At 70.5% G+C, this 18,874-nt stretch carries 18 protein-coding genes, 1 other RNA gene and 4 pseudogenes; 8 read left to right on the top strand and 15 right to left on the bottom strand.

Translation table 11 applies throughout. The features are described from left to right. Positions 1–503 (bottom strand): annotated as a pseudogene (locus JNW91_RS20520) (histone); the annotation flags it as partial. Between the two features lie 82 nt (positions 504–585). Then, positions 586–789 (bottom strand): hypothetical protein, encoded by a 204-nt coding sequence (locus tag JNW91_RS20515; RefSeq protein ID WP_203177132.1) that lies wholly within the window; start codon positions 787–789, stop codon positions 586–588. 239 nt (positions 790–1,028) lie between these two features. Between JNW91_RS20515 and JNW91_RS20510 the strand changes: the two genes are divergently transcribed. Then, positions 1,029–2,231, top strand: coding sequence for a M48 family metallopeptidase (locus JNW91_RS20510; RefSeq protein WP_238425369.1), 1,203 nt, complete (start codon positions 1,029–1,031; stop codon positions 2,229–2,231). 59 nt (positions 2,232–2,290) lie between these two features. After that, positions 2,291–2,788, top strand: coding sequence for an NUDIX hydrolase (locus JNW91_RS20505; protein ID WP_203177130.1), 498 nt, complete (start codon positions 2,291–2,293; stop codon positions 2,786–2,788). A gap of 12 nt (positions 2,789–2,800) precedes the next feature. On the opposite strand, the gene JNW91_RS20500 is transcribed toward JNW91_RS20505, so the two are convergent. After that, positions 2,801–3,667 (bottom strand): AraC family transcriptional regulator, encoded by an 867-nt coding sequence (locus JNW91_RS20500; protein WP_203177129.1) that lies wholly within the window; start codon positions 3,665–3,667, stop codon positions 2,801–2,803. Positions 3,668–3,804: 137 nt separating this feature from the next. Between JNW91_RS20500 and JNW91_RS20495 the strand changes: the two genes are divergently transcribed. Continuing rightward, positions 3,805–4,416 carry a GrpB family protein gene (locus tag JNW91_RS20495; RefSeq protein ID WP_203177128.1) on the top strand — a complete coding sequence of 204 codons (612 nt, stop codon included), beginning with the start codon at positions 3,805–3,807 and terminating at the stop codon, positions 4,414–4,416. Here JNW91_RS20495 and JNW91_RS20490 read toward each other — a convergent pair. Further along, positions 4,413–5,000: a GNAT family N-acetyltransferase gene (locus JNW91_RS20490; RefSeq protein ID WP_203177127.1), complete on the bottom strand. Its 588-nt coding sequence runs from the start codon at positions 4,998–5,000 to the stop codon at positions 4,413–4,415. The genes JNW91_RS20495 and JNW91_RS20490 overlap by 4 nt on opposite strands. A 66-nt stretch (positions 5,001–5,066) precedes the next feature. Between JNW91_RS20490 and JNW91_RS20485 the strand changes: the two genes are divergently transcribed. Beyond that, positions 5,067–5,951 (top strand): transglutaminase domain-containing protein, encoded by an 885-nt coding sequence (locus JNW91_RS20485; RefSeq protein ID WP_203177126.1) that lies wholly within the window; start codon positions 5,067–5,069, stop codon positions 5,949–5,951. On the opposite strand, the gene JNW91_RS20480 is transcribed toward JNW91_RS20485, so the two are convergent. Together JNW91_RS20480 and JNW91_RS20475 are read right to left on the bottom strand one after the other, a co-directional pair. Then, on the bottom strand, positions 5,938–6,891 hold the full coding sequence (locus JNW91_RS20480) for a redoxin domain-containing protein (protein WP_203177125.1): 954 nt from the start codon (positions 6,889–6,891) through the stop codon (positions 5,938–5,940). The genes JNW91_RS20485 and JNW91_RS20480 overlap by 14 nt on opposite strands. After that, a complete protein-coding gene (locus JNW91_RS20475; protein ID WP_203177124.1) occupies positions 6,892–8,115 on the bottom strand; it encodes an epoxide hydrolase family protein in 1,224 nt (407 codons plus the stop codon). A gap of 326 nt (positions 8,116–8,441) precedes the next feature. Between JNW91_RS20475 and JNW91_RS20470 the strand changes: the two genes are divergently transcribed. Further along, positions 8,442–9,365, top strand: coding sequence for an expansin EXLX1 family cellulose-binding protein (locus tag JNW91_RS20470; RefSeq protein WP_309244434.1), 924 nt, complete (start codon positions 8,442–8,444; stop codon positions 9,363–9,365). 360 nt (positions 9,366–9,725) lie between these two features. On the opposite strand, the gene JNW91_RS20465 is transcribed toward JNW91_RS20470, so the two are convergent. Next, the gene (locus JNW91_RS20465) at positions 9,726–9,920 is read right to left on the bottom strand and encodes a helix-turn-helix transcriptional regulator (protein WP_203177123.1); all 195 of its coding nucleotides are present in this window, start codon (positions 9,918–9,920) and stop codon (positions 9,726–9,728) included. A 364-nt stretch (positions 9,921–10,284) separates the two neighbouring features. On the opposite strand from JNW91_RS20465, the gene JNW91_RS32500 reads away from it, so the two are divergent. After that, positions 10,285–10,506 (top strand): hypothetical protein, encoded by a 222-nt coding sequence (locus JNW91_RS32500; protein ID WP_309244433.1) that lies wholly within the window; start codon positions 10,285–10,287, stop codon positions 10,504–10,506. A gap of 72 nt (positions 10,507–10,578) precedes the next feature. Here JNW91_RS32500 and rnpB read toward each other — a convergent pair. Then, an RNA gene (gene rnpB, locus JNW91_RS20460) (RNase P RNA component class A) lies at positions 10,579–10,994 on the bottom strand. A 130-nt stretch (positions 10,995–11,124) separates the two neighbouring features. Between rnpB and JNW91_RS20455 the strand changes: the two are divergent. Beyond that, positions 11,125–11,885, top strand: a pseudogene (locus JNW91_RS20455) (sulfite exporter TauE/SafE family protein). A 115-nt stretch (positions 11,886–12,000) separates the two neighbouring features. On the opposite strand, the gene JNW91_RS20450 reads toward JNW91_RS20455, so the two are convergent. After that, on the bottom strand, positions 12,001–13,233 hold the full coding sequence (locus JNW91_RS20450) for an MFS transporter (RefSeq protein ID WP_203177122.1): 1,233 nt from the start codon (positions 13,231–13,233) through the stop codon (positions 12,001–12,003). 55 nt (positions 13,234–13,288) lie between these two features. Here JNW91_RS20450 and JNW91_RS20445 point away from each other — a divergent pair, with 55 nt between their 5' ends. Continuing rightward, on the top strand, positions 13,289–13,963 hold the full coding sequence (locus JNW91_RS20445) for a MarR family winged helix-turn-helix transcriptional regulator (RefSeq protein ID WP_238425368.1): 675 nt from the start codon (positions 13,289–13,291) through the stop codon (positions 13,961–13,963). On the opposite strand, the gene mctP is transcribed toward JNW91_RS20445, so the two are convergent. From mctP to ppnK, 6 genes and pseudogenes are all read right to left on the bottom strand, one after another. Continuing rightward, positions 13,911–15,560: a monocarboxylate uptake permease MctP gene (gene mctP / locus JNW91_RS20440; protein ID WP_203177121.1), complete on the bottom strand. Its 1,650-nt coding sequence runs from the start codon at positions 15,558–15,560 to the stop codon at positions 13,911–13,913. The genes JNW91_RS20445 and mctP overlap by 53 nt on opposite strands. Next, positions 15,560–15,802, bottom strand: coding sequence for a DUF3311 domain-containing protein (locus JNW91_RS20435; RefSeq protein ID WP_203177120.1), 243 nt, complete (start codon positions 15,800–15,802; stop codon positions 15,560–15,562). Before JNW91_RS20435 ends, mctP begins: the two co-directional genes overlap by 1 nt. Before the next feature lie 161 nt (positions 15,803–15,963). Next, positions 15,964–17,103 (bottom strand): bifunctional RNase H/acid phosphatase, encoded by a 1,140-nt coding sequence (locus JNW91_RS20430; protein WP_203177119.1) that lies wholly within the window; start codon positions 17,101–17,103, stop codon positions 15,964–15,966. A gap of 3 nt (positions 17,104–17,106) precedes the next feature. Continuing rightward, complete coding sequence (locus JNW91_RS20425) at positions 17,107–17,844, bottom strand: zinc ribbon domain-containing protein (RefSeq protein WP_203177118.1); 738 nt, start codon at positions 17,842–17,844, stop codon at positions 17,107–17,109. Then, positions 17,834–18,669: pseudogene (locus tag JNW91_RS20420) on the bottom strand (Nif3-like dinuclear metal center hexameric protein). The gene JNW91_RS20425 and the pseudogene JNW91_RS20420 overlap by 11 nt, the downstream one beginning before the upstream one ends. 114 nt (positions 18,670–18,783) lie before the next feature. Beyond that, a pseudogene (gene ppnK / locus JNW91_RS20415) lies at positions 18,784–18,874 on the bottom strand (NAD kinase); the annotation flags it as partial.

The following is an 18,874-nucleotide window of genomic DNA, read 5'->3' as shown; positions in this document are numbered from 1 at the left end:
GTCTTCTTCGCGGTGGACGCCTTGGTCGCGGCCTTGCGGCCCGGTGCCTTCGCCGCGGCGGTGGTCTTCTTCGCGGCCGACGCGGTGGTCTTCTTCGCGGCGCTCACGGTCTTCTTCGCCGCGCTGGTGGTCTTCTTCGCCGTACCCGTGGTCTTCGTCGCGGCGGCGGTGGTCTTGCGCGTCGCGGACGCCGGGGTCCGCTTCGCCGCGGTGGTCGTCTTGCGGGTGGCGGTCGTCTTCGCCGGGGCCTTCTTGGCCGCCGTGGCGGTCTTGGTGGCGGTCTTCTTCGCTGGCGCCTTCGTGGCCGCCGTGGTGGTCTTCCTGGCCGGGGCGCGGCCCGCGCCGCCGGCCGCCTTCCGAGCCGGCGCCTTCGCGGCGCCCGTGGTGGACTTGCGCACGGGGGTGGTCCGGCTCGCCGCCGTGTTGCGCTCCGCCGCGGCGGTCTTCTTCGCGGTGGTGCGTCGGGCGGCCGGGCGGGTGGTGGCCTGCTGTGCTTCGGCCATCGTGGTTCCCTCCTTGGGGACGTGCTCTCGCGTGCGTCCTCGCGGAGCACGAAATACCTCGGCGCGGGCCGTCCCGCGCCGCCTATCTGTCCTCCCCGGCCCAACGAGCGTCCTCGGCCTCCCACGCCTCGTTCCGCTCCTGCACCCGTTGCAGGGCGTTCTCCGCGTCGGCCGCCGAGTCGTACGGGCCGAGGACGTGCTTCGCCGGGCATACGTCGGCGTCCGTCTCGACCCGGTGGTGCCGGGTGCACCAGTAGTACTTCCCACCACGCTCACTGTCGGTCATGGGAATCACTGTGCACCGCATACCGACCGGCCGCCACCGGATCACGCAAGTCGCCGACCCTCTCCACAGTAGATATGCTTTCCGCCTCAGGGACCAAAACACCAGAAAAGGGCTGGGCCGAACGGCCGGTACCCGCGTCCACCCGAGCTGGGGCATGATCTGCCCCCGTGATCAACACGGTGACCGGCACGGAAGCGTGCCCGGGGTGTGGGGCGAGGACGGCATCGGTACGAGACGCGATGCCCTGGTGTCCCGGCTGCGAGTGGAATCTGGACGCCTACGACCCGGTGCGGCGCCGACGCGAGTTCGGCTGGACCTGGGTCGACCGGTGGACGTACCGAACGGCGTTCCGGACGACCAGGGAACAGTTCGACCGACTGGTCGGGCGACCGTTGGGCACCAACGGATCGGGAGCAGCCCGGGCGCTCACCGCTGCGGCGTCGTTGCTACTGGTCGCCGCGGTGCTCGCGCTCGCGGTCACCGGCGGATGGCTGATCGTGGCGTTCCCGTTTCCCAACCTGGCGGTCGTGCCCGGTGTGGCGATGGTCGGCCTCGCGATCGCGTTGCGGCCCCGGTTCGGCCGGGTCGACCCGGACCTGGAGGTGCTCACCCGCGATCGCGCGCCCGAGCTGTTCAGCCTGATCGACGAGGTCGCCACGGCTATCGGGGCACCGATGCCGGACGTGGTCGGCGTGGATGACTCCATCAACGCGTACGCCGCTACCGTCGGATTACGGCACCGCAGGGTGCTCGGTCTCGGGCTCCCGCTGTGGGGCTCCCTTCCGGCCGGCGGGCGCGTGGCGCTGCTCGGGCACGAGCTGGGCCATTTCGTCAACGGTGACCCGCGCCGGGGCCTGCTCACGCAGCCTGCCTTCACCATGCTCGGTTCGGCCGCCGACCTGTTCCGGCCGGTGCGAACCAGCGTCGGCGCGGGGCTGGTCGAGATGCTGGGCGACGCGCTGGGCCGCGCGTTCCAGTGGGTGGTGTCCCGAGTGCTGTTCGTCGCGTACCTGCTGCTGGTGGCCGTGGCGCTGCGGGACAGCCAGCGCGCCGAGTACCTCGCCGACGAACTGGCGGCCCGGGTTGCCGGCACGACCGCCGCGACCGACTTCCTCGACACTCTGCTCGCCACCGAGTCGCTGGCGCTTGCGGTACGCCGGGAGACCCGAGCGGGACACGGCCCGGACCGTTGGCGCAGCGCGTTGGCCGAGTCCCGCGCGGCCAGCAGCAACCGGCTGCCGCTGCTGCGGCAACTGTCGGTCCGCGACGAGGCGTCGCTGTTCGCCGCCCACCCGCCGACCGGGCTGCGCCGCCAGATGCTCGCCGAACGCACGTGGCAGCAGCCGGCAGTGGTGCTCACGTCGGCCCGGCTGGAACGGATCGACGCCGAGCTGGCCAGGGAGTACGAGCGCTTCCGTCGTACCGTCGCCTGGTCGGGCTGACGCCGCGGCGCGGCGTCGCGCGGGCGGTGGCCGTGGGGACGCGGCCCTATGATCAGCCGATGGCGATACCGGACTACATCGTGGGGATGCGCAAGCACGTCGGTCACGACCTGCTCTGGCTGCCCAGCGTCAGCGCTGTGGTCCGCAACGACGCCGGTGAGTTGCTGCTGGGCCAGCGTGCCGACGACGGGCGCTGGTCGGTGATCAGCGGCTTCGTCGAGCCGGGTGAGCAGCCGGCCACCGCGCTGGTGCGGGAGGTGCGGGAGGAGACGGGACTGGACGTGGTGCCGGTCCGGATGTCCAGCGCCGTCTCGCACCCGCACACCTACCCCAACGGCGACCGCTGCGAGTACCTCAACCTGGGCTTCCTGTGCCGGTTGGTGTCCGGCACCGCACGGGTCAACGACGACGAGTCGCTGGCCGTGCGGTGGTTCGGGTTGGATCGGCTGCCCGAGTTGGACAAGCACGCCCTGCTGGTCATCGCCTACGCGCTGCGGGAGAACCAGGTGGCCGGTTACCTGGAGCCGGGCACGACATGGGACGACGTACCCGACTGAGGCTCGCACGGGTCACGACGCGACCCGCTCCACCGGAATCCACAGTTCGGCGTCCGCCTCGGTGCCGTCCGGAGACACCCGGACCCGGGAGATTTCCGGTCCGGGCCGGCTGCGGTACGGGTTGGACGGGAACCACTGGGTGAACACGTCGCGCCACAGGTACTGCACGGCCTGCGGGAACGCACCGGAGGTGGTGAAGACCGCCCACGTCCCGGCCGGCACCGGCAGCGCGTCCAGGTCCTCCGGCGGCGTGCCGCCGGTGACCACCCCGTGCCAGTAGTCCAGCTCGCTGCCCTCCTCCCGGCTGTCGGCCAGCTTGTCGCTGACGTTGACGATCCCGGGCGGCTCCTGATCGGAGAGCGCCTCGATCCGTTCGACCGTCTCCCGGTCGATGCTCCGGATGAACGCGACGATCGCCGGGTTCATCCCCTCGTGCACCAGCGGCACCCGGGCCTTGCGTCCCACCAGGGTGAAAGCCTCCTTGCTGACGATTCGGTACTCCATGCTGCCGCTCCCTTCGACGGTGAGTCGGAAGGACATCCGGGGTTGGGCGCGCAAAGCTGCCCCCGTACGCCGGGCCTCTCCGGGTCCCACGTCGTGCACGGCGTGGAACGCCCGGGCGAACGCCTCGGCCGACCCGTAGCCGTAACGCACCGCGATGTCGAGCAGCGTCCGCTCCCCCGCGAGCACGTCCGCGCCGGCGACGGTGAGCCGGCGACGACGGATGTACTCCGACAACGGAATGCCGGCCAGCGCGGAGAACAGCCGCCGGAAGTGGTACTCCGACGTCAGCGCGATCCGCGCCAGGTCGGCCACCTCGATCCGCTGGTCGAGGTGCCGCTCGATGTACGCCATGGCCTCGTTGAGCCGCTCCAGCACCCGGGCCTCCTTCCCTGACGAACAGTCACGCTAGGCGGCGAGACCACCGGCCCACCCGACATCCGGTGCCCGCAACGATCGGGTACGCCCGCACCGATGTCGTACCCTGGCGGACTTTGCTTCTTCGGGAGGTTGCCATGGCCGAATATCCGCGAAACGTCGTGCAGCGCTTTCACGCCACCCCCGAACAGGTGGACGCCGGCCTGGTGGGCGAGGCACCGCGGACGTGGCGGTCGGTGGTCATCGAGGACTACGACCCGGCCTGGGCACAGCGGTTCGCCGCCGCCCGTGCGCTGCTCACCGACGCGCTCGGCGCCCGGGTCATCAGCGTGGAGCACGTCGGGTCGACCGCCGTGCCGGGCCTCGCGGCCAAGCCCGTCATCGACATCGACCTGCTGGTCGAGGACGCCGAGGACGAGTCCGGCTACCTGCCCGCCCTGGAACGGCTCGGGTACCGACTCGTCCTGCGCGAGCCCTGGTGGCACGGCCACCGGATGCTCCTCAGCCCCGCCGAGGACGTCAACCTGCACGTCTGGCCGCGGGGCGCGCCCGAGCCCGTCCGGCACCGGCTCTTCCGCGACTGGCTGCGCTCGCACCCCGACGACCGCGAGCGGTACGCCACGACGAAGCGACGCCTCGCGCGGGACACCGCGCACCGACCCCGCGACTACAGCCTGGCGAAGAACGACGTCATCGACGCCATCTACGCCCGCATATTCGCCGCGTCGGAAGCAGTGGATCAGTCCTAGGGAGCCGGCTGCTGCATGATCCAGGTGGGCACGGGCTCCGACAGCGAGCCCGCCACCTCCCAGCCGGCCCGGCGGTACAGCTCGACGTTGCCCGGGTTGCTGGTCTCCAGGATCGCCGGTAGTCCGTCGGCGGCGGCGCGGTCCAGCCCGGCCCTCATGACGGCACGGCCCCAGCCGCGTCCGGCGCTGTCGGGGTGGGTGCCCAGGACCCCGAGGTACCAGAACGGGAACGTCGGCAGGGCGTCGTGCACGGCCTCGTCGTAGCCCCGGACCCGGGCCAGCACGTCGGCGGGGTACCGAGCTTCCTCCGGCGATCCGTGTTCGGCCGCCGAGGACTCGGTCGGTTGCCCAGCCGGCGGCTTCCAGATGGCGACGGACGCGCCGCCACCGATCGTCCAGATCGACGATCGGTGCACCCGCTTGTCGAAGAGGTGCCCGAAGAAGGCGGCGGCGTAGCGCGGATAGGTCTCCTCGTCGGGGAAGAGGTACCGCAGCACGGGGTCCTTGACGAACGCGGCGACCAGCGAACCGACCACCGCATCACGGTCCGCTGGGGTGGCAATGGTGATCTCGGGCGTTGTCACAGCAGCCGACACTATCCGGAAAAAGCGCCTTGACCCTGACACGGTGGCGGACCGGAGACTGGTCCCATGGACCTCGATGACTACCGGAGACACTCTCCCTACAGCGACCCCGGTCGGCACGGCGGACTCCTCGACGCCCTGGCGACCGACATCCCCACCGTGGCGGCGACCGCCCGCAACGTGATCGTCCACTACCGGGCCGGCGGCGTCGAACTGCCCGACGACCGGCTGGACGAGGTGAACTGCCGCTGGATGGACCACATCCTCGACACCGACCAGTCCCGGTTTCCCCTGCCCCTGAGCACCGAGCGGCCGGCAGCCGACCGGGTGGCCGGCTGCTGCCGGGACCACACCCTGCTATCGATCGCGATCCTCCGTCAGCACGGCATTCCCAGCCGCAGCCGGGTCGGCTTCGCCTCCTACTTCACCCCCGGCTGGCACCACGATCACGTGCTGGTCGAGCACTGGAACGGCGAACGCTGGGTCTGGACGGACCCGGAGCTCGACCCGGCCGACGACCGGCAGTTCGACGGCTACGACATCGACCCCGCGGCAGGGCTCTTCGACTCGGCAGCGCGGGCGTGGTCGGCGTACCGGGCCGGGACGATCGATCCCGACGTCTACGGCGTGGCCCCCGACGTGCCGGTCCACGGCGCCTGGTTCATCTACAACCACCTTCTGCGCGAACTCGCCCATCGACAGAAGGACGAACTGCTGCTGTGGGACGACTTCGGCGCGATGACCGACGACCTCCGCAACGCCAACCTCACGCTCGCCGACGAGATCGCCGCCCTGCTGCTCGAAGCCGACGACGGCGACGAGGCCGCGGAGAAGGCGCTCGCCGACCGGTACGCGACCGACAGCCGTCTGCGTCCCGGCGCTCAGGTACGAAGCTATTCACCGGTCTCCGAAACCGTGAGCGCGGTCGATCTGCGCGTCAGCCGAAGGTGAAGGCGTACGCCTCGGCGCCGGCCCCGCCGAACGTGATCTCCAGGGTCCGTTCGCCGACGGTGTCCTGCTGGCGGACGAGTTGGTAGAGGCGACCTTCCTGGAGCAGGCCGTTGCCGTCCTCGTCGACGTCGACGCCGCGTGACCGGCCCGGAGGCGCACCGTCGAGAAGTATCCGGAACGGGATCGCCTCGCCGGCCCCGCGTGACAGCACGAGATGCGCGTCGCGTGCGTGGAACCGGAAGGCGATGCTGCCGGCGGCCCGCCCGAGCACGGCCTTCTCCGCCTCGATCGTCCACTCCCCCGCCAGGGCCCACTGGTTCAGACTCAGGCTCTCGGGGAGGTCGTAGGCGCGGCGTTCGTCGAGCGCGGCGCCGTTCGGCGACGCGAAGTGTTCGCCGCGACCGAAGCCGAGGTACGTCTCGGGCGTGCGCAGGTGCTCCCAGTCGGCCTCCGCCTCCACGCCGAGCCCCTTGACGGGTACGGGTTCGCGCTCGATGCCGAGCAGTTGCTGGATGACACGCTCGGACTGCTCGTAGCGTCCCTCACCGAAGTGCTCGTCGCGGATGACCCCGTCGGTGTCGACGAAGTAGAGCGCCGGCCAGTAGTGGTTGTCGAAGGCACCCCAGACGCCGTAGTCGTTGTCGACCGCGACCGGGTAGTCGATGGATCGCGCCCCGACCGCCTGCCGCACCCGGTCGACCTCGCGCTCGAACGAGAACTCCGGTGTGTGCACACCGAGGACGACCAGCCCGTCGTCGCGGTAGCCCTGCGACCAGGCCCGGACGTACGGCTCCTGGCGCAGCCAGTTGATGCACGTCAGCGTCCAGAAGTTGACGAGGACGACGCGGCCGCTCAGCTCGGCGGGGCCGAGTGGCTCGGAGTTGAGCCACTCGGTCGCCCCGCCGAGCGACGGCAGATGCGGACGGCCGGACACGCTCATCTAGCGCAGCGACCGGAAGGCGGCGCGCATCTCTTCCGAGAAGAGTTGCGGCTGTTCCCAGGCCGCGAAGTGCCCGCCCTTGTCCAGCCTGTTGTAGTGGATGAGGTTGGGATACGCCTGCTCCGCCCAACTCCTCGGAGCCTGGTAGAGCTCGTCGGGGAACACGCTCACGGCAGCCGGGATGGAGACTCCCTTGGCCGCGAAGAAGGAGAGCTGGTTCTCCGCATACAGACGAGCCGAGGAGACCCCGGTGTTCGTCAGCCAGTACAGGCTGATGTTGTCGAGGAGGTCCTCCGGCGTGATGCCTCGGGGCTGCCCGGCGACGGACTCGGAAATGAGCTTCAGGCTGGCCGCGTCATGGTCGAGCATGTAGGTCGCCAGGGCGACCGGCGAATCCGCCAGTCCGGTCAGCGTCTGCGCACGGCCCATCTCAAGGGCGTAGCTGGAATGCTTCCAGAAGAAGTCCGCCTGCTCACACGCGCGCCTCTCCTCGTCCGAGAGATTGGAGGGGAGCGAGTCGAGCGGACTGTTCGCACCGGTGATCCCGGACTGGAGCATCGCATCGATGTCGGGCGGATAAACGCCCGGCATGTTGGTGTGAATGCCGATCAGTTCCGGAGGCGCCTGCAAGCCCATCAGATCCGTGATGAGCGCCCCCCAGTCGCCGCCCTGCGCCACGTACCGCGTGTAGCCGAGGCGCTTCATCAACTCGATCCAGGCGGTCGCGATGTGTTGCGGGTCCCAGCCGGGCATGCTCGGCTTGCCCGAGAAGCCGTAGCCGGGCATCGACGGGATCACCAGGTGGAAGGCATCCGAGGCGCTCGCACCATGCGCCGTGGGATTGGTGAGCGGGTCGATGATCTTCATCTGCTCGATCACCGAGCCGGGCCACCCGTGCGTGATGATGAGCGGCAGGGCGTCCTCATGCTTCGAGCGGATGTGCATGAAATGGATGTCGAGGCCGTCGATCTCGGTCATGAACTGCGGTAGGGCGTTCAGCCTCGCCTCGACCTTGCGCCAGTCGTACTCTTTCTCCCAGTAACGCGCGAGCGCCTGCATCGTCGCGAGCTGCACTCCCTGCGACTGATCCGGCACGGTTTCCTTTTCCGGCCAGCGCGTGGCGGCGATGCGTGCCTTCATCGCCTTGAGTTCCGCCTCGGGGACTTCGACCTTGAACGGCCGGATTTCCGTGGTGCCGGGTCGCGTCATGGTTTTGACAGCCATGCGTGCTTCCTCTCCGTCTGATTTCGCGCCTCGCGAGGGGAATCGTGGAATGAAGGCCCTGGCCATACGAGCAGTTGCGGATCAGGTGTTTCCCAGGATGACCGCATTCAGGCACGGTCACGGGGTCGAATCCTGGCGGCGTTGTGGCGAGATCATCGCCCGGGGCACGAGTGGCAATGGTCCGTCAATGCGCATGTCCCGGAGCGGCGACGGCATGCTCCGCGGCTAGGCCGCCCTCAACGGGTTGCGCCCCCGTCGATCCGGTGAGTGACGGTCCGCTCGACGGCTTTGCGCAGCCGCAGCATCGTGCGGCAACATCAGGCGCCGTGACGGCACCAGGCACGGCCCCCGATAACGACACCCCGGCCGGCGACAACGGCACGCTCCGGTCGAATCGGCGGGTCAGACACTGGTTGGCCGGCGCCGGGATCACCGCCCTGGCCGCCGTACTCGGCATCACCCTCGCCGTACGCTCCGGCGCCACCCCGGCCTGCGCCGCGCCACCGACGGGCAGCACCGTCCACAAGGGAAAAGCCAGCTTCTACGACGCGGGCCGCTCGGGCGGCACCTGCTCCTTCCCGGGCCCTCCCGCGAACCGGCTCTACGTGGCCCTCGGCACCTCGGAATACGCCGGGGCGGCGGCCTGCGGCAGCTACCTGGACGTGAGCGGCCCGAAGGGCACGGTCCGGGTCATGGTCATCGACCAGTGCGGCGGCTGCACACCCGGCAAGATCGACCTCTCCGACGAGGCGTTCGCCCGGATCGCCGACCGGGCGCAGGGCATAGCGCCCGTGACGTACCGGGCGGTGGTGAACCCTCCGCTCGACGGAGGGCTCACCTTCCGGATGAAGCGCGGCGCCTCGCAGTATTGGTTCGCGGTGCAGGTCGGCAACCACGGCAACCCGCTCCGCTCAGTCGAGGCGAAGGGGCCGGCTGGCGGCTTCCGCAAGGCGGCCCGCCAGAACGACAACTACTGGACCGTCGAGGACGGGCTCGGCCCCGGGCCGTACAGCATCAGGGTCACCGACGTGTACGGACACCAGGCGACCGCCACGAACATCCGGATGCTCCCGAAGCAGATCCAACGCGGCACGGTCTCACTCGTCGGTGCCGCCACGCCGAGCAGCTTGCCCTCGGCCCCGCCAACCCCCGCCACTACGCCCTCGCCGACCCGGGCTGAGTCGGTCGCACCGACGACGACGGTCGAAGCGCTTGCGGGCGCCGCCCCGCTCGACCGCCCTCACTGCTGACTCATCCCGGGCGCCGGGCGCGACCAAAGAACGTCTCGCCCCGCAATGCTGTTGCGTCAGGGCGGAGGTCGCGTGACAACCCAGGCGGCACTCCCACGATGATCCACTCGACATCGCCGACGTGGTGGCATCCCGCAGCCCGGACATCCCCAGACGAGTGCTGCCGGTGCATCAGCGGTAACGATCGCCCGTGAGGACTGCGCGCGATCGACGAGCGCGCGGACACCTGGCAGCGCAGGCCGTCCCGCCGTCGACGAGCCGAGCCTGGCCGGCCGTTGATCCACTCGCCTTCCCTGAACTCGGTCCATCCCGGCCGCAGGACACCCCGACTTCATGAACGCCGATTGGATCTAGAGGCGACTAGTCCACGTCCCCGCGCCTGGCTGCGATCCACGCCTCGACATCTTCGGTCAGCCAGACGTTACCCATCTGGAGCGTGGCCACCGGTTCAGGGAAGTCCCGCCGGTTGGTGATCTGGTAAACGCGCTGCCGCGAGATGCCGCCGAGCATGGTCCGGATCTCGCCCGAACCCACCAACCGCAGCTTTCTGGCCATACGCTGACGCTAGGCACACGCCGACTAGGCGTGCGCAAAGTTGATACGTGACTAGTCGGCACGCCCTCTAGTCGTCTACTCTTTACGCATGCCTAGACCCGAGGGGTTGCACTGCCTCGACAAGCCTGTTGACCACGCGACCTGCGCTCCCTCGCGCTGCAACAAGGCCGCCACCCGCCTCAAGCAGCAGTGACCATGTCGCTCCCGCAGTGGCGGCCAGAACCACCCTTCGTGGTGCAGATGGCGGCGTACGTTCTCGATTTCCACCACCGAAATACCTGTTCAAAGTGCTTTGACGACGGCTGCCCGCGCCTGACGGCGGCTGGCGAGACCCTGCGCGCGTGGCGAGACAGGGAGATCAGCAGTGAAGGCCGGTGACGTCCTGCACCTGACCCGTTCGGCGAGCCCTCAATTCATACGCCCGATCTACTTCCGACTGATCAGAGTCCGCACGGACTTGCACACCTACGACGGCTGGGCTTGGCTGGACGGCTACCAGCTGAACGCCAGGGGCGACGCCGTAGCCCGCCGAGAGCTGTACGTGTGCAGGGCAGGTGTCATTGCGCTGCACACTCCTACCACTTGAAGATCTCCAGTTGGCGGAGGTACGGCGTCGGCGCATCCGGCGGGGGCAGGAGGTGCCGAGCTTGGTGGGCGACGGACGAGTCGACCTGTACGCCGGATTCTGTGCGCGGCGCGTACCCCGGAGGGTTTGCGCCGGCGGCGGCCATCCATCTCGGCCTGCCGTTGCCGGCAGGCTCCAGCGGCCTACCCGCAGACATCGGGCGGGCAGCCCTCAAGCGTCTGCGCCGGGTCGTCATCTTGCGGTGACGGCCCTTGCTTGGCCTTGCTCCGGGTGGGGTTTACCGAGCCACCCCGGTCACCCGGGGTGCTGGTGGGCTCTTACCCCACCGTTTCACCCTTACCGTCCCCGTTGGGGTCGGCGGTCTGTTTTCTGTGGCACTGTCCCGCGGGTCGCCCCGGGTTGCCGTTAACAACCACCCTGCCCTGTGGAGTCCGGACGTTCCTCGGCGGCGGGCCTGGGCCCGCCGACGCGACCGCCCGGTCGACTCGTCCGTCGCGCTCCCATCCTAACGACGAACCTTCCGCCGGTATTGCCGCCCCGCCTGGGCAAGATCGCGCAGCTCAACGGCGGCGGTCCGGCGGATCCGCCCCATCAGGCGGGGGCTAGCCTCGTGAGGCTATGGATCTCTCCCACGCCGCGCTGCTGCTCGCCGCCGGTCTCGCCGCTGGCACGGTCAACGCGGTGGCCGGCGGCGGTTCTCTGATCACCTTTCCGGCGATGATCGCGGTCGGGTTGCCGCCGGTGCCGGCGAACGTCAGCAACTCCGTCGCCGTGTTCCCCGGGTACGTGGCCAGCGTGGCGGGCAGCCGGGCCGACCTGCCGCGCCCCCGGGCACTGGCCACGCTGGTGCCCACCACCATCGTCGGCACGATCCTCGGGGCGCTGCTGCTGCTCGCCACCCCGGCCCGCGCGTTCGAGCTGGTCGTACCGTTTCTGGTGCTCGGCGCGACCGCGGTGCTGGCCTTCCAGGACCCGCTGCGCCGGCTGGTCGGGCATCCCCGGGACCTGTCGCCACGCCAGCGGACGGTCGCGGTGCAGACGATGGTCGGGCTGGGCGCGGTGTACGGCGGGTACTTCGGCGCGGCGCTCGGGGTGATGCTGGTCGCCGGGCTGGCCCTGGTGCTGGACGCGACCCTGGCCCGGGTGAGCGCCATCAAGAATCTGCTCTCCGCGCTGGTGGGTTTGACCACGCTTGTGGTGTTCGGCCTGTTCGGCCCGGTGAACTGGGCGGCCGTCGCGGTGGTCGCGCCGGCGACGCTGATCGGCGGGTACGCCGGTGCCCGCCTGGTCCGCCGACTGCGTCGGTGCTGCTCAAGACGGTGATCGTGGTGTTCGGCACGGTCATCGGCCTCTACCTGCTGTGGCGCGCGCTCACCTGACCAGCCCCCAACGCCAAGATCCGCGCAACTTCCGGGAAAGTGCTGCCTCAGCACGCGTCGAGGCAGCAGTTTCGCTGAAAGTGCGCGGATCTTGGCAGCGCCGAGGGGCGCCAGGTCAGTACGCCTCGCCCACCGGCTCCTCCGCGGCGTTCTCGGCACCCGCGGCGGCGCGGTTCCAGCGGGACCAGAGCACCCGTTCGCCGTAGCCGGCGGCCATCAGGTGCGCGAACGCCAGGTAGACCAGCACGCCGACGGCGAGCACCCCGAATCCGACCCAGTACGGCAGGGACAGCGAGTGCTCGGCGAGCTTGCCGGAGATGATCGGCGCCGGCGCGGCGGCACCCCAGCGGACCAGGTTGAACGCGCCGGTGGCGACCCGGCGGTCGCTGGAGCCGAGTCCGAGCGCCAGGTCGGTGAGGTTGGCGTTGGCCAGCCCCATGCAGAGCCCGGAGAGCACGAGCACCACGAGTGCTTCGGCGGTGCTGGTGGAGGTGGCGAAGAGGACCATGCAGACGAGCAGCCCGGCGATGGCCACGCCGACGGTCTGCACGGCACCGATCCGGTGGGCCAGCCGGTGGCCGATCACCAGGATGCCGGTGGCCAGGCCGAGCCCCCACCCGGTGAACGCCAGCCCCAGCGGGATGACGTCGAGGCCCAGGAAGAGCGGCGTGTAGCCGAGCACCACGAAGAAGACGAAGTTGTACGCGGCGGTGACCGCGCAGAGCGCGATGAACGCCGGGCGGCGGTAGGTGGCGAAGATGTGGCCGACGCGTACCGGGGCCTGCCGGTTGGTGGGCTCGCGCAGCTTGCGGGCGGCCACGCCGAGGGCGAGGACCATGAACACGCCGCAGACGAAGAACGGCAGCCGCCAACTGACCTCGCCGAGCAGGCCACCGATCAGCGGACCGACGGCGAAGCCGAGTCCGAGGGCGGTCTCGAAGAGGCCGACCACCCACTCCCGGTCGACGGCGAGATTGACCAGCACCACCATGGCGGTGGCGAAGAACATCGCGTTGCCCAGCCCCCAGACGCCGCGCAGCACGGAGAGCTGCACGATGTTGTCGCTGAGCGAGGCGAGGATCGCGGCCACGCCGACCACGGAGACGCCGGTGATCAACACCGGCTTGAAGCCGAACCGGCCGCTGGCGAGGGTCGCCGGGATCATGCCGAGGGCCATCACCGCGATGTACGCGGTGAAGAGCAGCTCGACCTGCCAGGCGGTGACCCCGATCGCGGCGCCGATGGCCGGCAGGATCGGGTCGACGACGGCGATGCCGGCGATGGCGAGGAAGGCCACCAGTGTGGTGGCGTAGATGGCACTGCGGTTCGGTTCGGAACGCCGATCCACTCCGACTCCCCAAATTAGCTGTATCGTACAGGTACTTATTCTGTATCATACAGCTATGAGCGACGACCACTCCGCGGACACCGACGCCGAAGAGGCCACCCTCGGCCGGATCGAGACCGAGGTGGCCCTGCTGATGCGCTTCGGCGAGGCCACCCGCCGAGCCACCGGCACCGCCGAGCACCGGGTGCTGGACCGCGCGGCGTACGTCATCCTGCGCCACCTGGCCGACGCCGGCCCACACAACGTCTCCGCGCTCGCCGCCCGACTCAACCTGGACGGCTCGACGGTGACCCGGCAGGTCTCCGCCCTGCAACGCGACGGCCTGATCGTCCGCGCCGCCGACCCGACCGACGGCCGCGGCACGGTCATCTCCCCCACCCCGGCCGCCTGCAGCGGATGGCCGCCGTGCAGGCCGCCCGCACCCGGCTCTACGGCGACATGCTGGCCGACTGGAGCACCGAGGACCGCGCCACCCTGGCAGCCCTCCTGGGCCGCCTCAACCAGGCCCTGGTCACCCGCAACCGCCGCCGCTAACCCGGACCTCCCCTCCCCACACCCCGCTTCGTCGATCATGGAGTTGTGGTGGGGGACGATCGGCGTGAATCACCACCGACCGGGCACCACAACTCATGATGACGCGGAGGCGGGGACCGCGGCGCGGGGACCGCGCGGCGGGGTCAGGCTACGGGTTCGCGGGCTGCGTTGGCGTCGCGATCGGCGCCCGGGGTGACCCGTGGGTCGCCCTCGTCGGCGAAGTAGTCGTCCGGCGTGGTGCCGTCGACGCCCTCGGCCACCTTGGCGGCCCGCAACGCCAGCGTCACCAGCGCCGCGACGGCCAGGTTGACCAGCACCGCCACGATGCCGACGTAGATCGTCCTGGTGGTGTCGAAGCCGAACTCCGACAGCGGGAACGCCGAGCCGCCGAAGTGTTTCCTCGTCGGGCTGGCCACCTGGTAGAGCATCCACATGCCCAACGCCATGCCGACCGCCCAGCCGACGATCAGGCCGGTGCGGTGGAACCAGCGGGTGTAGAGGCCCAGCGCCACCGCCGGCAGCGTCTGGAGGATGATCACGCCACCGATCAGCTGGAGGTCGATGGAGAACTGCGGGTCGAGGAACACGATGCAGGCCACCGCGCCGACCTTCACCACCAGCGAGGTGATCTTCGAGACGTTGGCCTCCTGCGCCGGGGAGGCGTCCCGCTTCAGGTACTCCTTGTAGATGTTGCGGGTGAACAGGTTCGCCGCCGCGATCGACATGATCGCCGCCGGTACCAGCGCGCCGATGCCGATCGCCGCGTACGCCACACCGGCGAACCAGTCCGGGAACTGCTGGTCGAACAGCAGCGGCACGACGGTGTTGTTGTCCACGCTGCCGGCCGAAGCGCCGGGGAGCGGCTTCACGCCCGCCGCGATGGCCATGTAGCCGAGCAGCGCGATCAGCCCGAGCAGCAGGCTGTACGCCGGCAGCGCCGACATGTTCCGCTTGATCACGTCGCGGTTCCGGCTGGCCAGCACACCGGTGATGCTGTGCGGGTAGAGGAAGAGCGCCAACGCCGACCCGAGGGCCAACGTCACGTACTGGAGCTGGTTGTTGCCGTTGAGCAGGATGCCGTCGTTCGGGTTGGGCGACGCGTCGAACTTCGCGTCCGCGGCGGCGAAGATGTCCCCCCAGCCGCCCAGCTTGTACGGCAGGTAGACGACCGCCACCAGGATGACGATGTAGATCAGGCTGTCCTTGACGAACGCGATCAGCGCTGGCGCGCGCAGCCCCGACTGGTAGGTGTACGCGGCCAGGATCGCGAACGCGATGATGATCGGCAGGTGCCGGGCCAGCGCGTTGTCACCGGTGACGCCCATCGTCTTGAGCACCGCCTCGATGCCGACCAGCTGCAACGCGATGTACGGCATGGTGGCGACGATGCCGGTGATCGCGATCAGCAGCGCCAGCACCGGCGAGTCGAACCGGTTGCGGACGAAGTCCGCCGGGGTGACGAACCCGTGCCGGTGTGACACCGACCAGAGCCGGACCAGCACCAGGAAGACCAGCGGGTAGATGACGATGGTGTACGGCACGGCGAAGAACCCGGCCGCGCCCGCGCCGAACATCAGCGCCGGCACCGCCACGAAGGTGTACGCCGTGTACAGGTCACCGCCGACCAGGAACCAGGTGATCCAGCCGCCGAAGCTGCGCCCGCCCAGCCCCCACTCGTCCAGGTGCGCCATGTCCTTCGGCGCCCGCCACCGGGCGGCCACGAAACCCATCGCGCTGACCAGCAGGAACAGCAGGGAGAAGACGATGATCTCGGTGAGATGGTCCCGCCACATCAGGAGTCACCCCGCTTCTTGGTCATCTGGTACACCAGCGTCGTGGTGCCGACGCCGAGCAGGATGAACGCCAGTTGCAGCCAGTAGAAACGCGGAAAGCCGAACACCCGGGGCGAGTCGCCATTGAAGAAGACCGGGATCAGCGGCACCACGATGGGAATGAAGAGCAACCAGTTCCAGGGGCTGTGGTCCTTCGCCCTGGACGGCGCCGTGGCGGGCGCCTCCGGTTCCGGTGCAGCCATCTGACACACCTCCGGGGAGTCGAGGCTCTCGATGTAACGGCCGGAGGCTACGACTCTGTGACAGCGGTCACGTGGATCACTCGGGAGGTGCTGCGCCGAACGGCCGGCCGGCTGCGCCGAACGGCGCGACCGACCGGCGGGGCGGACGGAGGAGGGCCGGCTCAGCCGGCCGCGAGGTGGGCGGTGTCGTTGACCGTGCGCACCGCGACGCCGCCGTCGGGCCACATGTCGAGCACCGAGATGCCGGCCGCGTCCAGGAAGAGCCGGTGCAGGAAGCCGTCGCCGGCCGCGAGGGCGTCGCGCAGCACCAGCTTGATCGGCGACACGTGCGAGACGACCACCACGGTCTCCCCGGGGTACGCCGTGAGCAGCCCGGCGATCACGCGGTGCGCGCGTTCGGCGACCTGGGTGAACGACTCACCCCCGGGCGGAGCGACACGGGGTGAGGCGAGCCAGGCGTCCATCTCCCCCGGCCAGCCCTCGCGTACCTCGGCGAAGGTGCGCCCCTCCCACTGACCGAAGTCGCACTCGATCAGGTCGTCCTCGGTGCGCACCGGCACGTCACCGAGCGCCTCGGCGATCGCCGCGGCGGTGGCCGTACACCGGGACAGCGGTGAGCTGAGCACGGCCGCGACCGACGGGGCCAGCGCGGCCACCCGGGCGCCGGTGGCCGCGGCCTGGGCCCGGCCGCGCTCGGAGAGCGGCACGTCGCCCCGGCCGGAGTACCGCCGCTGCTCGGTGTACTCGGTCTCGCCGTGCCGGACCAGGATCAGGCGGGTGGCGGTGAAGGTCGGGCGCGGCTCCCAGGACGCCGGCGCGGTCGCCGGGTCGCTGCCGGTGGCGGGCGTCGCCGGAGGTTGGCCCGTCGTCGGGGTCCGCGCGGGTCGACCGGCGGCGGCGTCCATGGCGGCGTTGGCGAGCGCGTCGGCGTGCCGGTTCTGCTCCCGTGGGATCCACGCGAACCGCACCGCCGTGAACCGGCCCACCAGCCCGGCCGCCTGGGCGGCGAGCGGACGCAGACCGGGATGCTTGATCTGCCACCGGCCGCACATCTGCTCGACCACCAGTTTGGAGTCCATCCGGACGTCCACCTCGGCGGCGCCCAGCTCGGCGGCGGCCGTCAACCCGGCGATCAGGCCCTGGTACTCGGCGACGTTGTTGGTCGCCGTACCGAGCGACTCGGAACGCTCGGCGAGCACCTCGCCGGTCTCCGGGTCGCGCACCACCGCGCCGTAGCCGGCCGGTCCCGGATTGCCCCGGGACCCGCCGTCGGCCTCGACGACGACCACGCGCGGCGCCACGACCTACAGACCCGACTCGTTGGTGCGGACCATGATCCGTCGGCAGTCCTCGCAGCGGACCACGTCGTCCGGGGCGGCCTTGCGGATCCGGGCCAGGTCGGCGCCGGACAGCTCCAGCCGGCAGCCGCCGCAGCGGCCCGCGGTGAGCAGCGCGGCACCCAGCCCGGTGTCCTCGCGGATCTTGTCGTAGAGGGTGACCAGCTCGGCCGGGAGGTCGGCGGCGAGCGGCTGACGGGCCCCCCGCTTGAACTCCTCCTCCTTGGCGATCTCGGCCAGCGCCTCGTCCCGGCGCTGCTCGGTGGCGGCCCGCTTCTCCCGGGTGTCGGCCAGCCGCAGCTCCACGCCGTCCAGCACGCCCTGGGCGGTCTCCCGCTGCTCCATCAGCTCCAGCTCGGCGTCCTCCAGGTCACCCTGGCGCCGGTTCAGCGAGACCAGCTCGTGCTGGAGCGCCTCCAGCTCCCGGGCCGGGCCGGTGCCGGCGGCCAACCGGTTCTGGTCCTTCTCCTTACGGGCACGGACCTGCTCGACGTCCTTCTCCAGCCGGGCGATGTCCCGGTCCAGGTCGTCCACCGCCACCTGGGCGCGGACCCGCTCGTCCTCCAACGACGACAGCTCCCGGGCCAGCGCCTCCAGCTCGGCCCGCTCCGGCATGGAACGCCGGCGGTGGGCGAGCTGGGCGAGGTTGGTGTCGATCGCCTGGAGGTCGAGCAGGCGGCGCTGCACCTGGGGGTCAGCCTTCACGGTCGGGCTCCTTGTCGTCCACAACGGGTGCGGCGGCGTGTACGGTCCACGGGTCGTGTCCAGGTCGGACACCAGCGTCTCGACGCCCAGCGCTTCCCGCAGGAGAGCGGCCAGGTCGTCCAGCCACGGTCGTTCGGTCGCCCAGTGGGCGGCGTCGATCAGGGCGGGACCATCGGCGGCGAGGTGCTCGCCGGCCGGATGGTGCCGCAGGTCGGCGGTGAGGAACGCGTCCACCCCGGCGGCGGTCGCGGCGCCGAGGAAGCTGTCCCCCGACCCGCCGCTGACGGCGAGGGTACGAACCATACGCCCGGGATCCCCCGCGGCGCGAACTCCCCAGGACGTGACGGGGAGCACGGCGGCGGCGTGCCGGGTCAGCTCGGCGAGGGTCATCGGGCGGGGCAGCTCACCGATCCGGCCGATCCCCCGATCGTCGCCGGCCGCCGGCGAGCCGGGCGCGGGCCGGTGCAGTGGGCGCAGCCCGGTCAGGCCGAACCGGGCGGCGAGGGCGTCGGAGACACCTGGGGACGCCACGTCGGCGTTGGTGTGCGCCACGTACAGCGCCACCCCGGCGCGGATCAGCTGGTGGACGATCCGCCCCTTGAACGTCGTCGGCGCGATCGAGGAGACCCCGCGCAGCAGCAACGGGTGGTGCGCGACGATCATGTCGGCGCCGACGGCCAGAGCTTCTGCGACCGTCTCGGGCACCACGTCGACCACGCAGAGCACCCGGCGGACCGGGGCGGCCGGCTCGCCGAGCACCAGGCCCACCCGGTCCCACTCCTCCGCCCAGACCGGCGGGTAGCGCCGTTCCAGCTCGGCCACCACGTCGGTCACCGTGGTGGTGGCTCCGAAGCACGCCCCGAGCAGGCGGTCGCCCTTGTGGGTGAATGGCGCTCGGCCCGAAGACGGGCCGGGCGTTGTCGGTGATCAGGAACTGGGACTGGTGAACGGGTCGACGGTGATGACGAAGGTGGACGTCGGCGCGGTGACCAGCGGGCGGCTGAACAACGCGTGCGCGCTGATCGGCACC

It is taken from the genome of Micromonospora parastrephiae (assembly GCF_016802865.1).
Classification (GTDB): domain Bacteria; phylum Actinomycetota; class Actinomycetes; order Mycobacteriales; family Micromonosporaceae; genus Micromonospora; species Micromonospora parastrephiae.
Note: the sequence above shows the minus strand (reverse complement) of the source record. Positions and strands in the feature narration are given on the sequence as shown.

What these genes read in the sequence shown, in the direction of transcription:
- JNW91_RS20510 (WP_238425369.1), top strand. Translation starts at nt 1,029, where the DNA reads ATGCCCTGGTGTCCCGGCTGCGAGTGGAATCTGGACGCCTACGACCCG.
- JNW91_RS20485 (WP_203177126.1), top strand. Translation starts at nt 5,067, where the DNA reads ATGGACCTCGATGACTACCGGAGACACTCTCCCTACAGCGACCCCGGT.
- JNW91_RS20435 (WP_203177120.1), bottom strand. Translation starts at nt 15,802, where the DNA reads ATGGCTGCACCGGAACCGGAGGCGCCCGCCACGGCGCCGTCCAGGGCG.
- JNW91_RS20515 (WP_203177132.1), bottom strand. Translation starts at nt 789, where the DNA reads ATGACCGACAGTGAGCGTGGTGGGAAGTACTACTGGTGCACCCGGCAC.
- JNW91_RS20495 (WP_203177128.1), top strand. Translation starts at nt 3,805, where the DNA reads ATGGCCGAATATCCGCGAAACGTCGTGCAGCGCTTTCACGCCACCCCC.
- JNW91_RS20445 (WP_238425368.1), top strand. Translation starts at nt 13,289, where the DNA reads ATGAGCGACGACCACTCCGCGGACACCGACGCCGAAGAGGCCACCCTC.
- JNW91_RS20505 (WP_203177130.1), top strand. Translation starts at nt 2,291, where the DNA reads ATGGCGATACCGGACTACATCGTGGGGATGCGCAAGCACGTCGGTCAC.
- JNW91_RS20475 (WP_203177124.1), bottom strand. Translation starts at nt 8,115, where the DNA reads ATGGCTGTCAAAACCATGACGCGACCCGGCACCACGGAAATCCGGCCG.
- JNW91_RS20480 (WP_203177125.1), bottom strand. Translation starts at nt 6,891, where the DNA reads ATGAGCGTGTCCGGCCGTCCGCATCTGCCGTCGCTCGGCGGGGCGACC.
- mctP (WP_203177121.1), bottom strand. Translation starts at nt 15,560, where the DNA reads ATGTGGCGGGACCATCTCACCGAGATCATCGTCTTCTCCCTGCTGTTC.
- JNW91_RS20465 (WP_203177123.1), bottom strand. Translation starts at nt 9,920, where the DNA reads ATGGCCAGAAAGCTGCGGTTGGTGGGTTCGGGCGAGATCCGGACCATG.